Here is a 13182-nt window from a genome sequence, read left to right on the forward strand (position 1 = left end):
ATTCCGGGCGATTCCCGGATTCCGCTGCGCTCCATCCGGGCTACGGCAGAGGCCGGAATAGATTGGTAGAGAAATAAAAGTGATTGAACAGGCTTTGGAAGAGGCGCTGACACAGTGCCGTACAACGCGCAGTGAATTCTCCGAGCTGCTGGTGCGCCTGCTCGACTACGGCGTGATCTGCCGCGACGAGAGCAATATTGAAACGCTGCTCTACGACCGCTTCCAGCGCTGTGAGCAACTGGTGCGCGAGTGGCTGCAGCCGCTGGGTGTGCGGCTGCAGCACGACAGTCGCTTCCGCTTTATCCGCGTCTACCCACCCGGCTCCGAAGTGCCGGCTATGCCGGACCAGGAAGAACCGCACCACGGCGGTTTCCGCGCGCGCCTGACACAACAGGAAGTGGCGGCCATCCTGGTGCTGCGGGTGGAATACGACAAATGCCTGCGCGAGGGGCAGGTGGACGAGCAGGGTTGCGTGGCGCTGTCGCTCGAAGCGCTGGAACTGGGTCTGCGCAACCTGCTGAAAATGTCGCTGCCGGAGAAACTGGCGGAGCGCAAGCAGTTGCTGAAAAAACTGCGCCAGCTGCGCCTGGTCCAGTTTGCCGGTGAGGACAGCGAGGCCGTCGCCGATACCCTGTTGCGGGTGCGGCCCACCATCGCCCAGTTCGTGACGGAAGCCACGCTGCAGCAACTGCTCGATCGGGAGCCGGGCGAGCGGGCGGAAGTGGAAGCTGAAGGGCAAGAACAGGAACGGATAACGCCGGACAGCGAAGACCACAGCCTGTTCGCCGAAACGGAAGCCGGATAATAGAAACGCTCATTAATTCAAACCTATCTTGATGTATAGGGTTTCGTCATTCCGGCGCATGCCGGAATCCAGGGGGCACGAACTGGATACCGGCCTTCGCCGGCATGACGAATCGACTGGCGCCAGATAAAAATATGTTTCTAAAAAAACTGATCCTGATCAACTGGGGCAATATTCCGCAACTGGAATACGAATTCGGCCCCATCAACCTGTTTTCCGGTGGCAATGGCTCCGGCAAGACCACGGCCGCGGACGCCATCCAGACGCTGATGACCGCCGCCCACGACACGCTGTTCACCTTCAACCCGGGCCAGGATGAAACCACCCAGCGTGGCCGCGGCGGCAAGCAGGTGCGCACCCTGGCGTCCTACGTGCTCGGCTGTGACGACGGCAGCTACGCGCGGCTGCAGCCCACCGACTGCTATATCACCGGCGTTTTCTACCCCACCGAGGGTGAGGACGGCGAACCGTTTACCGCGGTGATGGGCATCCGCGCACACCTGGACTCCAGCAGCAAGCCAGCACAGGCGCGCCAGGATGCGCTGAAGTTTTTCGTGATTCCCGGAGAGCAACTGGCACTGACCGATTTCGTCAAGGAATACCGGGACGGCAAGCATTTGCTGGCGCTGGACAAATTCTACAGCGTGGCCAGCAAGCAGTTCGAGAAAGTCGAGCAGTACGACAAGAAAAAGGCCTACCTGCGCCGTCTCTACGGCGCGCTGCGCGGGCGCCGCGATGCGGTGCCGGATCGCGAGGCCACGCATGCGGCGCGCACCTTCTCCAACTTTATGGCCTACAAGCCGGTCAAGAGCATCAACGACTTCGTCGCCCAGGAGGTGCTGGAGAAACGCGACCTGGGCGACGCCATCCGCTCAGTGTCCGAGTTGATGAAGACCATCCACGGTATGGAGCAGGAGGCGCGCGAGATCGTCGAGCGCGTCGACTCGCTGCAGCGCATCGCCGAATCCGCCGATCTCTATACCGAGCAGTGGCGGCAACTGCGGGTGCAGGAATACCTGCGGGCCAAACACCAGCAGCTGCAGGTGCAGAAAACCTACCTCGAGGGCAAGAACCGACAGAAGGAATCGCGCGCGGAACTGGAGCACAGCAGCCGCGAAATCCAGCTGGCGGAACAGCGCAGCCGCGAACTGAATGAGCAACTGGTATCCGTACAGGCGCAGCGCCAGGGGATTGCCGCGCTGCGCACCAAGGACGAGCTGGACCGCAATATCGCCGATGCCAACCGCGCCCTGGCGGCGCTGGCCAATCCACTGTCGGCGCAGCAGAAAACCTTTGCCGCCAACCGCACGGCCGCGAGCGACTTGCTGGAACTGATCAACAGCACTTCCGTGTCCATGGAAATGCCGGCCTTCGCCGACAAGGGGCTGCTCAAGGCGATCAAGTCCGCGGCCCGCGCCGAGGATTTACCCGACCTGCAGAACCTGCTGGGCCGCGACTGGATCGACCTGGCCGCGCAGGAATCCCTGCGCGAGCAGGTGGCCGCGGCGGAATCCCTGCAGAGCCGACTGGTGGAACAGCTGGGCGAGCCGGGTTCCGGCGACGGTTCCCTGCGCGAACAGGTCACCGAACTGGTTTCCCGCGGTGAGCTGCGGGTACAGCAGTTGCAGAAACAGCTACACCAGCAGGAGAGCCGTATCCACCACCTGCAGTCCAACCGGGTGCGTTACCCGCAGTCGGTGGAGCAGGCCCTGGCCGCCATTCGCGAACAGTGCCCGCAGGCGGAGCCGCAGGTGCTGTGCGATTTTGTCGAGGTGCTGGACGAACGCTGGCAGATGGCGGTGGAAGGTTATATGGGCGGCGCGCGTTTCTCGATCATCGTCGAGCCGGCCTGCGAGGCCGAGGCGATCCGCATCGTGCGCAGCCTGTCCGGCCGCAATAACCGCGCACGGGTGATCCAGGGGGACAAGGCGCGCCGGGATGCGGAGCGCATGGAGCCGCCGGCCAGATCGATCCTGGAGTTGATGTCTTTCTCCCACAAGACCGCCGAGTACTACCTGCGCGCCTCCTACGGCTCGGTACTGCAGGTGCGCGACGCCGAGGAGCTGCGCGGCACCCGCCGCGGCCTCACGGCCGAGGGCCTGGCCAGTGGCAACTACAGTATGTGGCGCTGCGATATCGACGAGGCGGACCTGGTCTTCGGCCAGGGCGCCCGCGCCCGCGCGCTGGCGGCGCAGCAGCAGGCGCTGGAGCAGCTGCTGCTGGAAGCTTCGCAGGTCAACGATCAGCAGCGCCAGTTGCGCCGTATCGGCGATGCGGTGCGGGCGTTGGCACCGCTGAAACTGCTGGAGTCAGTCGACGCGGCACTGTCGGCGCAGCGGGAGCTGCGCAGCGCCGAACAGGCGCTGGCCAACCTGGACCTGGACGACGGTATCGAGCTGGAGCGGCAGGCCTCGGAACTGCACGACAAGCTGGAGGCGGAGCGCAAAACCCAGGCCGGCCTGCAAAAGCAGGTGGGCAAGCTGGAGCGGGACCTGGAAAATATCGACAAACAGCTCAAGGGCCTGTCGACGCAGCTGGATACGCTGGAGGAAACCCTGGCCGATTGCGAGGCGGCGGTACAGCGCATCGTGCATATCAGCCCGGATTTCGATGCCGAATCCACCCTGCAGAGAGCCGATGACCAGGCGGCCCGGGCCGGCAGCAGTTTCGATTTCTCCGAGGATATCGAGGAGTGGCAGGGGCTGCTGCAGAAATACCAGAACCAGTTGCTCAGTGGCGTGCGGGATTACAACAGCAACTGCAGCACCGGCGACACACTGGCGTTCGATCCGGATTTTTCCGCCGGTCACAACGAGGGTCAGTTCAAGCTGGTATGCCAGCTGGTGGAGCAGGTGACGGCGCTGCGCAACCGCCTGAAGAACAACCTGCTGGTGGACCGCCACGAGCAGCTCACCGGCCTGAAGAAATCCTTCAACACCACCTTCGTCACGCATCTGTGTCACGCCATTTACCAGTCGATCAACGACGGCAAGCGGGTGCTGGACGACCTGAACAAGGAACTGGAGCACCATCGCTTCGGTGCCGACCGCGAGCGCTTCCGCTTCGATTACAAGTGGGTGCCGGAATTCCGCGAGTACTGGGGCTTTTTCAAGGCGGTGATCGAGCTGCCCAACCTGGGTGAGGAGGAGAGCCTGTTCGACGCGCAACTCAGCGACGAGCAGGCCAGGGTGCGCGACAGGCTGCTGAATATGCTGCTCAGCGATGACGAGCAACTGGCGCGGCGGGAATTGGAGCGCATCAGCGACTACCGCAATTACCGCAACTACGAGATCTACAAGGAGCCGGACGGCAAGGAGCCGATCGCGCTCAGCCAGTATGGTACCGGTTCCGGCGGCCAGCTTGAGACACCGGCCTATATCATCCGCTCGGCGGCGGTCACCTCGGCGTTTCGCTTTAACGAGGGCAGCAGCCACCTGCAGATGGTGCTGGTGGACGAGGCCTTCTCGAAGATGGACGAATCCCGCTCGCGGGAGGTGATCCGCTACCTGACCGAAACCTTGGGCCTGCAGCTACTGTTTATCATGCCGTCGAGCAAATCCGGCCCTTTTATGGACCTGATCTCCAACCAGTTCGTATTCAGCAAGTGTCCGAGTGCGACGCCCATCGGTGAACTGAATACCCGCGTTTACGTGGACCGCAAGGTCTGCAATAGCGAGCGGATCGCCGAACTCTGGGCCAATCACCGCCGCACAATCCGCCAGCAGGCGTCGTTGGAATTTATGGATATGGTGGAGTAGCTTCACAATGATCGGTTTTTTTCGGGGCTCCCAAGGTGGTGCCCATTAGAGAGCTTTGGGCGGGCCTGCCACCGGTAGCTGTTTGCGGGAGACGCCGTGAATACATCCCTGTAGGCTTGTCTGCGAGGTCCCTCTCGCAGACACTCCCGCAAACAGCTACCGGCAGCAGGCCCTTCGCATCGACTGTGGAGTTTTTATCCGCCGAGGGGAGCGCAAGGTTCGCCTCTACGGAAGTCGGAAGGGAACAGGGAGGAAATAATGGCAATACAAATCCCCGAACTGGCCGCCGCCAACCCGGTGATCATGGACGTGCTCGAATACGTGCTCGACCGGCGCGACCGGCAGATCCTGACCGGCGAGGAAAAGCCCATCGCCCTGACCCTGGACCCGAAGAACGCGCCCCGCGACCTGCGCGCGGCCCTGTCACCGTTTACCGACCCCCACTACGACGACGGCGAGCTCTGGGACGAGCTGCAGTGGCTCGCCAATGACTACAACTGTTTCTCCATCAAGCCACCCAAGCGGCCGGGGGCGGGCAGTGCAGCCTGGGAGGGCGCGCGGCTGTATTTCAACGACCGGCGCGAGCAACTGGTTCGCGAATGGCTGGATCGCCCGCGCCCGGTGCGGGTGAACCCGGAGTGGCAGGCGGCGCTAACGGCGCGGGCGGGCCGCTTTGAATACCCCGATGCCTTTCCTCCCGGTGGCCTCGAACTGGATCCCGGTTTTGCAGATTTTGAACAGCTGCTGGCCTGCTGGGCCTCGGTCGGCGGGGAACTGGCCGGGGCCGAGACGCTGTCCTGGCGCCAGCTGTCGGCCCGCTGCTTCCTCGGCGATTCCAAGTACCTGGATGCGGAGTCCCGCCAGGCGCTGGTGCGAATGCTGTTCCCGAGCCTGTGCAACCGGATTCGCGAGCGGCCGTTGCTGATGCACCTGTACCTGCCGGAGCAGCTGCAGCGGGTGCTGCTGGTGGAAAACCAGGATTCGTTCCTGGCGCTGGCGGGCTGCCAGCCGCAGACTGCGGCACTGGTCTATATCGAGGGCTACCGCGGCGGTGCCGCGCGGGTCAGGGCGCCGGGCGTGGCCCGTTTCAGCGTCCTCAACCAGGCGCCGCTGGAACTGCGCCGGGATTTCCTGCAATGGTGGCAGGACCAGGGGGAGACCGAGCTGCCGGTGCATTTCTGGGGCGATCTCGACTACGAGGGCATGCAGATTGCCGCGGCCCTGAAGCGCAGTTTCGCCGATCTGGATTGCTGGCAGCCGGGATACTCGCTGCTGGAGCGGCGCCTGCGCGGGGGCTGTGGTCACCTGCCGCTTCAGGCGGGGAAAGTGGGGCAGCGGGTGATCGAGGCAACCGGCTGTGACTATGCGGATCGGGCCCTGCTGCCGGCACTGCGGCAGAGTGGCCGCTGCGTGGACCAGGAAGCGGTGGCGCCGGGGGAGCTGGATGCGCTGGTGGCGCAGTCGGGACTGTGAGTTTGCGGATTCCGCCGGATTCCCGGATTCCGCTGCGCTTCATCCGGGCTACGTTCCCGCTTGGGCCCCGGGGGAAATACTGGACTTGCAGTCACGTTCAGCGCTTGCGATTTATGCGCAGGTTCGCAGAAGATGTCGCTCACTTTTTTCATAATCGGCAACTCTGAAAAGGAATTTGCTGGAGAGTGCTATGCGTCAGTTTTCCATTCTGGTTGTTTTCGTTCTGGCTTTTGGCGGCGCCGCAGTGCTGTACGAAAAAGAGAGCCGCAAGGTCAAGGGAGTCCTGACCCAGATCACCGAGCTGCAGGCCCAGGTGGGCGATCTGCAGGCGGAGGTCAACCGGCTCAACGGCGAGCTTGAGGCGGTGAAGCTCGCCGAGCGCCGCCGCCCGCATTTGAGCACCATTGCCAATCGTGTGCGCCGCGACAACCGCACCGTGCGGCCTGCGGAAAGGGAAGTCGACAGTTCACGCCAACGGCGTCGCAGCGACGGACGTGAATTGATCGCCTCCGACGTTACCAGCAGCGCGCCCGCTATCCACGGCGATGAGGGCGATGATTCCGGGAGCGATGCCGAGTGGGAAGGGCCCACGGTGGATGCGGAGCAGTACCGCTCGCAATCGCAAGACAGCGGCGACGCCGAAGCGGGCCAGTTGGTCGATCCCTATCAATAGCCTGCAATAGCCCGCTTGCCATTGAATCTGTAGACATAGCCCCCAGATTGAGCGAGGTGCCAGGCGCCCGCGGTTATCCGGGGGCTTTCTTTTGCCTGGCGTATTTTCCGAAATCGGACCCGGAGTAGGAGATCCATGTCGAGCGGTAATTTTTACGACGCCCTGAGCGAACAGCTTTCCGGCCTGCTATCCGGCGAGCGCGACTGGCTGGCCAATACGGCCAATGCCGGTGCGCTGCTGTTTATGGAGCTGGCGGATATCAACTGGGCCGGATTCTACTTCCTGCACGGGGAAGAGTTGCGTCTCGGGCCCTTCCAGGGCAAACCGGCCTGCACCCGTATTCCGGTGGGCCAGGGGGTTTGCGGTACCGCCGTGGCCACTGCCGAGTCGCAGCTGGTCGAGGACGTACACGCATTCCCCGGCCATATCGCCTGCGATGCGGTATCCGCTTCGGAAGTGGTGATTCCGCTGTACAACGGCGATCACTGCCTGGGGGTACTGGATATCGACAGCCCCACCGTCGGCCGCTTTACCGGCGACGACCTGGCCGGGCTGCAGCAATTTGCGCGAGTGCTGCTGGAGCACTCGGACCTGCCCGGCTGATGGCGCTGGTCTGGCAGAAGAGGGCCGCCGGCAACCTCTACCAGGTGCGCAATCACGGCGCCAGCGTGCGCCTGTTCAGCAATGGTGTTTTCCATTCCCAGTGGAATCCACGCGATCCGTTGAAGGGCTCCCTGTGGGAACTGCTGCTGTTGCCGGCCTTCTTCCTGCCCGCCGGGCAGATCCGCTCGGTGCTGCTTCTGGGGGTTGGCGGCGGTGCGCTTATCCGCCTGCTGCAGACCTTTGTGGCTCCGGCGCGGATTGTGGGCGTGGATCTGGACCCGGTGCATCTCGACGTGGCGCGCCGCTTCTTCGGGGTGCGCGACGCGGAACTGGTCTGTGCCGACGCGCGGGAATTTGTTGCATCGGCATTGGCGGAAGGGCAACCGGGTTCCTACGATCTGGTCATCGACGATCTTTTTGGCCATGCCGGCGGTGAGGTGGAGCGCTCTGTGGCGGCGGACCGCACGTGGTGCCGCAGCCTGTCCGGACTGCTCGATGACGATGGACTGCTGGTCAGCAACTTCGGCAGCCGCCGCGAGCTGCTCGCCAGTGCCTGGCGCGATTCCGCCGTCGGGGCCGAATTCCCGCACCGCTGGACTGCCGAACTGCCCGCCTATGAAAACTGTGTGCTGGCCACCAGCCGGCGCCCGTTGTCCCGCAGACAGCTGGTGGCGGAAGCCCCGGCCCGTATCAATCCGGGCCACGCTTCCCGCCGGCTGGACAGCCGACTGAGGCGTCTTAAATAGTCCCGTGCGGGTGGCGTCACGATTGGCGCCGTTTGTCACAGCGTGTCTATACTGGGAATGAGGTAGTTCTTTTTTCGGTATCGGTCGATGCGCTACAAAACCGTCGAAGATGTCATCCACGAGGGGCGGGCTTTTCATATCCAGCTGGCGCAAAAATATGGCGAGTACGAACAACTGGCCACCGATAAGCGCGTCGAGTTGTTGCTGGATCAACTCAAGCGGCGCGAGAACTCGATGGCCCACTCGCTGGAAAATTTCCACGACGACCTGACGCCCGGCGCCCTGCACACCTGGGTACAGTTTGCCCCGGAGGGGCGAGAGCAGCAGTTCCTGCAGCGGCTGCGCAACCTGGATATAGAGAACCTCGACGATATCTCCAGCCTGGCGATGGATATAGAAATGTACCTCGCCGACCAGTACCGCGACCTGGCCCAGGGCGCCGAGACGCCATCGGCGCGGGATGCATTCGAGCGATTGCGGGATCTGGAGGAACTGGAAGAGCACACCCTGTCGATGAACCTGTTCAATCTGCGCGACTATTAGGTAGTTGCCGTAGCCCGGATGAAGCGCAGCGGAATCCGGGAATCCCGCTACCGAAAGAGTCCCCGACGCCAAGACCCCCGGGCAGGCTGTTACGACGGACCGGCAAGACGGTAAACGCAGAAGCCCCTGTCCCTGGCGATCAGGTCCACTGTTGCAAAATATGCCCGCGCCTTGCGCCCCAGGGGAATAAACTCGTTGACCACGAACAGGGCCCGCCCCCCGGACTTCAATACCCGCGCGACATTTTCCAGAAAGCGGTCGGTGAGGTCGCCCTCCACCTGGAAGCCCTGGTGAAAAGGCGGATTGCAGATCGCCAGGTCGGCGCTGTTGCTCTCCAGCCTGTCGCCCGCGTCGGACGGTGTGACTTCCCCCCGGATTTCCCGCTCGGCAAAATTCCGCGCGCAGGCGGCCAGGGCGGCGGCGTTGTTGTCGGTGGCGATAAAGTGGAAGTCGCCGAGGGCGGCCAGCTGGCTGCCGAGATAGCCGTAGCCGCAGCCCAGGTCGACAACGCGGGCGCCGCTTTCGGGCAGGTGATCGCCGAACTGGTGCGCGAGTAGTGCGCTGCCGGTATCGACCTTGTTCCAGCCGAACAGGCCCGGTTTGCTGTAGAGGCCATCCAGGGTTTCCAGCGGGCGGAGCTGCGCGTAGTCGCTGTCATCCAGGCGGGTTCCGCCGGCGCCGGTATCCGGCAGTGCATTGATACTCAAATATTCCTGGCCGGATTTCCGCAGGGCCTTGGCGCAGCCGAAATACTGCGCCACCTTGCCGGCATAGGTTTTGATGCCGCTGCTTTTCTGCCCGCACAGCAGCAGTTGCCCCTGTGGTGCAAGGATATCCGCTGCCCGGTTGATCACATGGTGCGCCACGGCCTTTTCTTTGGAGACCGGGAACAGGACGCGTCGATAGGTTTTTTTCGCGGCGGCCAGGTCAAAATCGCTGAAAAAAATCTCGCGGGTCCTGTGCCGGGCCAGCTGCGCTATATCCCAGCGATTGGTCAGCAGGTCGCCGGCAAAGCGGAAGTCCCCGGCCAGCAGGGCCTTACTGTTTTCGTCGGCGATCCACAGGGTCTCGGCGGGATCCTCTTGAAGTAGTTGTTGCAGCAGGGCGGTCATGGTTTGGCTTCGCCTAGTGGACCGAGGCGATTTCCTCCGCGGTCAGGAAACGGTAGTCGCCGGGCTCGAGTTCCTCGTCGAGCAGGATGTCGCCGATGCGTTCGCGGTGCAGCTCCAGCACCCGGTTGCCCAGGGCGGCAAACATCCGCTTGACCTGGTGGTAGCGGCCCTCGCCGATGGTAAGGCGTACCTCGTTGGCGTAGAGGATCTCCAGTTTTGCCGGTTTGGTCCGTTTCTTCTCGTTGTCCAGCCAGATGCCCCTGGCAAATTTCTCCGCGGCATCGTCGCCGATCCGCTCCGCCAGGTGGGCGTAATAGGTTTTGTCGCAGTGGTGGCGCGGCGAGGTGATCCTGTGGGACCACTGGCCGTCGTCGGTCAGCAGTACCAGGCCGGTGGTATCGATATCCAGGCGGCCGGCGATATGGAGTTTGTGTTTGTTGGGCTCGTCGAGCAGGTCCAGCACCGTGGGGTGTTCGCTGTCCTTGGTGGCGCTGACGTAGCCCAGCGGCTTATGCAGCATGATGTAGCGCGGCCCCGGTTCCTGCAGCGGTTCGCCGTCGAGGCAGACAAGGTCGCTGTCGGCTATTTGGGCGGCGGCATCGGTGACTACCAGGTCGTTGACGGTGATCCGCTCCGCCCGTGCCGCTTTTTTGACGTCGGAGCGGGACAGGTCGGTGACCTGGCTGACGGCTTTGTCTAGGCGCATTGAGTGTTTCCGGTCGCGCAGTGGGAGTTCGGTGGATGGCCCTGGCCCCGGATCGGGGCCGGGGCGGGCTGGGACCCTTTCCCGGATGGGGAGGGCCGGCGAGCGGAGGTTCAACCCCCGATCTTGCGCTCACCCGAGTCCACGGACTGGTAGATCAGTGTATTGATGGTCATGGGACCCACGCCGCCGGGCACCGGCGTGTAGGCGGCCGCGCGCTCTTTCAGCGGCTCCAGTTCGATATCGCCGACGCCGCCGGGATGGTAGCCGGCGTCGACGACCACGGCGCCGTCCCCGATCCATTCGGCCTTGATAAACTCCGGGCGGCCGACGGCGCCGACGACGATATCGGCGCGGCCGATATGCCCGGCCAGGTCCCGGGTGCGGGAGTGGCAGATGGTGACGGTAGCGTTGGCGTTCAGCAGCATCGCGGCCATGGGTTTGCCCAGGATCGGGCTGCGGCCGACGACCACTGCGTGCTTGCCGGCGAGATCGATCTCGTAGGCCTCCAGCAGGCGCATGATGCCTTTCGGCGTTGCGCAGCCGTAGGCTTCTTCGCCCATTGCCATGCGGCCGAAACCGAGGCAGGTGACACCGTCGACGTCTTTGTCCAGTTCGATGGCGTCAAAGCAGGCGCGCTCGTCGATCTGTTCCGGCACCGGGTGCTGCAGCAGAATGCCGTGCACATTCGGGTTGGCATTCAGTTCCCCGATCCTGGCCAGCAGTTCCTCCGTCGTGGTAGAGGAGGGCAGCTCCACCTGCATGGAATCCATGCCCACGCGGCGGCAGGCGTTGCCTTTCATTTTGACGTAGGTGGCGGAAGCCGGGTCGTCCCCGACCAGGATGGTGGCGAGGATTGGCGTCTGGCCGCCGCTCTTCTCTTTCAGTGCCGCCACGCGGGCGGAGAGTTCCTCTTCCGTTTTCTTTGCCAGGGCTTTGCCGTCCAGAACCAGTGCAGACATAGGTGCTATCTCAAACCAAAATAGAAGTCGTGGGCTTGTGGGCCGTAGCAGACGATTGCCCGGCCGAAATTGCGAAGCCGGCTATTTTCGCACAGGCCGGGAATAATTTCCGCCCCCGGTCATGGGGCCCGAATCCGTGAAGTCCCGGATTCAGGACTGTGTATACTGTCGGGTAAATTACTTCAAAAAGAATAGCTTAGCGGCGTTGACTCCCTCCGGGGGTGTCAGTATTATGCGCGCTCTCTCGGGGACGGCAACGGCCGGTCACGAGACCGCGGGGAAGAGGTATCGATCTCCGCTGCCAGATCCTGGGATTTGGCCTTAACGGGGCATAGCGCAGTCTGGTAGCGCGCCTGCTTTGGGAGCAGGATGTCGGGGGTTCGAATCCCTCTGCCCCGACCAGGTTTTACCGGGTTGTCATGCGCCCGTAGCTCAGCTGGATAGAGCATCCGCCTTCTAAGCGGATGGTCGCAGGTTCGAGTCCTGCCGGGTGCGCCATATTTTTGGTGGCGGCTTAAAGCTCGGCAGTTTCGAAGGAATCTGCTGCTGGCTTGGGGTCGCAGGACTATTCCGGCCCATCAGCGTAGCTGATGGGCGCCGGGACGGACGCGAAGCGGTGCTTCGCAGACGTCCGCCCCGGCCCTGCCGAATGCCTTGTCTATCGGCAGGTTTGACGTTGCCACAAGGCGTCAGCTGATAGCACTTTCAATGGTGGCCGTAGCTCAGTTGGTAGAGCACAGGATTGTGGCTCCTGAGGTCGCGGGTTCGATCCCCGTCGGCCACCCCATTTCTCCAGCCTGCTTTGCAGGCTCCGAAAAACCCGGCTGAATGCCGGGTTTTTTCGTTCCGGTCGGTGTTTTTGGCCTGGCGGCGCTTTACGCTGCGCACTTAATGATCGATAATTTGTAAGCACCTGAATTTCAATAGCTTTTGGTTATAAGTCCATGCCGTTGAGCGGGTGTTGAATTGAAACGATTGGTGAAGGTTTTGGGGGATAAAAGGTGACAGAGACCGTGGAACGCAAGGCGACAAATATTCATTGGCACGATGGTGATGTAACTCGCGACGATCGCGCCGGGATGCTCGGTCACAAGGGCGTTACCCTGTGGTTCACCGGCCTGTCAGGCTCCGGTAAGAGCACCGTGGCCGTGGCAGTGGAAAAGGCCCTGGCCGCGCGCGGTGTACTGAGCTACCGCTTGGACGGCGACAATATCCGCCACGGTATCAATGCCAACCTGGGTTTCTCCGCCGAAGACCGCACGGAGAACATCCGCCGGGTGGGTGAGATCTCCAAGCTGTTCGCCGACAGCGGGGTGGTGGTGCTGAGCAGTTTCATCAGCCCCTATCGCGAAGACCGCGACATTGTGCGCCGCATGCACGTCGAGGGTGACCTGCCGTATCTCGAGGTGTTCGTAGACTGCTCCCTGGAGGCGGCCGAGTCCCGCGATCCCAAGGGGCTCTACAAGAAGGCCCGCGCCGGCGAGATCCGCGGTTTTACCGGGATCGACGATCCCTACGAGGAGCCCACCGCGCCGGAACTGCACCTGCGCACCGACCAGATGACACTGGAAGAAGAGGTGGAAAGCGTCCTCGCCAACCTCGAGCAACGCGGTATCATCAACTCCTAGAATTCCCAGATTCCGCTGCGATACATCCAGCATCAATAACATGACTGATGTAGCCCGGATGCAGCGCAGCGGAATCCGGGAATCCCCACTAGCCCGTCCCGGCAGCTAATCCCCCACTGGTATTTCTTTCGCCGCCAGTGTTTTCGCCATTCTCAGCACTCTGGCTACATTGGGCG

General features: G+C 62.8%; 11 protein-coding genes and 3 tRNA genes. 11 read left to right on the forward strand and 3 right to left on the reverse strand.

Annotated features, from left to right (window positions below):
- Positions 1–79: 79 nt before the first annotated feature.
- The 7 genes from MWN76_RS14845 (at position 80) to MWN76_RS14875 (ending at position 8601) form a co-directional block, all read left to right on the forward strand.
- A complete protein-coding gene (locus tag MWN76_RS14845) occupies positions 80–805 on the forward strand; it encodes a DUF4194 domain-containing protein (protein WP_250462420.1) in 726 nt (241 codons plus the stop codon).
- Positions 806–939: 134 nt separating this feature from the next.
- Positions 940–4563 (forward strand): ATP-binding protein, encoded by a 3624-nt coding sequence (locus MWN76_RS14850; RefSeq protein WP_250462422.1) that lies wholly within the window; start codon positions 940–942, stop codon positions 4561–4563.
- A gap of 258 nt (positions 4564–4821) precedes the next feature.
- Complete coding sequence (locus MWN76_RS14855) at positions 4822–6036, forward strand: Wadjet anti-phage system protein JetD domain-containing protein (protein WP_250462424.1); 1215 nt, start codon at positions 4822–4824, stop codon at positions 6034–6036.
- Positions 6037–6226: 190 nt separating this feature from the next.
- On the forward strand, positions 6227–6709 hold the full coding sequence (locus MWN76_RS14860; RefSeq protein ID WP_250462427.1) for a hypothetical protein: 483 nt from the start codon (positions 6227–6229) through the stop codon (positions 6707–6709).
- A 135-nt stretch (positions 6710–6844) separates the two neighbouring features.
- Positions 6845–7312: a GAF domain-containing protein gene (locus tag MWN76_RS14865; RefSeq protein WP_250462429.1), complete on the forward strand. Its 468-nt coding sequence runs from the start codon at positions 6845–6847 to the stop codon at positions 7310–7312.
- Positions 7312–8058, forward strand: coding sequence for a methyltransferase domain-containing protein (locus tag MWN76_RS14870; protein WP_250462432.1), 747 nt, complete (start codon positions 7312–7314; stop codon positions 8056–8058). The genes MWN76_RS14865 and MWN76_RS14870 overlap by 1 nt, the downstream gene beginning before the upstream one ends.
- 87 nt (positions 8059–8145) lie before the next feature.
- Entirely contained in the window at positions 8146–8601 is a 456-nt protein-coding gene (locus tag MWN76_RS14875) for a hypothetical protein (protein WP_250462435.1), read from the forward strand.
- Positions 8602–8690: 89 nt separating this feature from the next.
- Here MWN76_RS14875 and MWN76_RS14880 read toward each other — a convergent pair whose 3' ends face one another.
- The 3 genes from MWN76_RS14880 to folD form a co-directional block, all read right to left on the reverse strand.
- Positions 8691–9713, reverse strand: coding sequence for a class I SAM-dependent methyltransferase (locus MWN76_RS14880; protein ID WP_250462437.1), 1023 nt, complete (start codon positions 9711–9713; stop codon positions 8691–8693).
- Between the two features lie 13 nt (positions 9714–9726).
- Complete coding sequence (rsuA, locus tag MWN76_RS14885; RefSeq protein WP_250462439.1) at positions 9727–10419, reverse strand: 16S rRNA pseudouridine(516) synthase RsuA; 693 nt, start codon at positions 10417–10419, stop codon at positions 9727–9729.
- Between the two features lie 110 nt (positions 10420–10529).
- Positions 10530–11378, reverse strand: coding sequence for a bifunctional methylenetetrahydrofolate dehydrogenase/methenyltetrahydrofolate cyclohydrolase FolD (gene folD / locus MWN76_RS14890; RefSeq protein WP_250462441.1), 849 nt, complete (start codon positions 11376–11378; stop codon positions 10530–10532).
- Between the two features lie 325 nt (positions 11379–11703).
- Between folD and MWN76_RS14895 the strand changes: the two genes are divergently transcribed.
- From MWN76_RS14895 to cysC, 4 genes are all read left to right on the forward strand, one after another.
- Positions 11704–11780: transfer RNA gene (locus tag MWN76_RS14895), tRNA-Pro, on the forward strand.
- A 19-nt stretch (positions 11781–11799) separates the two neighbouring features.
- Positions 11800–11876, forward strand: a tRNA-Arg gene (locus MWN76_RS14900).
- Between the two features lie 213 nt (positions 11877–12089).
- Positions 12090–12165: transfer RNA gene (locus tag MWN76_RS14905), tRNA-His, on the forward strand.
- Positions 12166–12379: 214 nt separating this feature from the next.
- Positions 12380–13006 carry an adenylyl-sulfate kinase gene (gene cysC / locus MWN76_RS14910; protein ID WP_250462443.1) on the forward strand — a complete coding sequence of 209 codons (627 nt, stop codon included), beginning with the start codon at positions 12380–12382 and terminating at the stop codon, positions 13004–13006.
- Positions 13007–13182: the final 176 nt, after the last annotated feature.

Origin of the sequence: Microbulbifer litoralis (assembly GCF_023634065.1) — a bacterium.
Lineage (GTDB): Bacteria > Pseudomonadota > Gammaproteobacteria > Pseudomonadales > Cellvibrionaceae > Microbulbifer > Microbulbifer litoralis.

Coding starts and splice junctions, on each gene's coding strand:
- MWN76_RS14850 (WP_250462422.1), top strand. CDS start 940: ATGTTTCTAAAAAAACTGATCCTGATCAACTGGGGCAATATTCCGCAA.
- MWN76_RS14855 (WP_250462424.1), top strand. CDS start 4,822: ATGGCAATACAAATCCCCGAACTGGCCGCCGCCAACCCGGTGATCATG.
- MWN76_RS14860 (WP_250462427.1), top strand. CDS start 6,227: ATGCGTCAGTTTTCCATTCTGGTTGTTTTCGTTCTGGCTTTTGGCGGC.
- MWN76_RS14865 (WP_250462429.1), top strand. CDS start 6,845: ATGTCGAGCGGTAATTTTTACGACGCCCTGAGCGAACAGCTTTCCGGC.
- MWN76_RS14870 (WP_250462432.1), top strand. CDS start 7,312: ATGGCGCTGGTCTGGCAGAAGAGGGCCGCCGGCAACCTCTACCAGGTG.
- MWN76_RS14875 (WP_250462435.1), top strand. CDS start 8,146: ATGCGCTACAAAACCGTCGAAGATGTCATCCACGAGGGGCGGGCTTTT.
- MWN76_RS14880 (WP_250462437.1), bottom strand. CDS start 9,713: ATGACCGCCCTGCTGCAACAACTACTTCAAGAGGATCCCGCCGAGACC.
- rsuA (WP_250462439.1), bottom strand. CDS start 10,419: ATGCGCCTAGACAAAGCCGTCAGCCAGGTCACCGACCTGTCCCGCTCC.
- folD (WP_250462441.1), bottom strand. CDS start 11,378: ATGTCTGCACTGGTTCTGGACGGCAAAGCCCTGGCAAAGAAAACGGAA.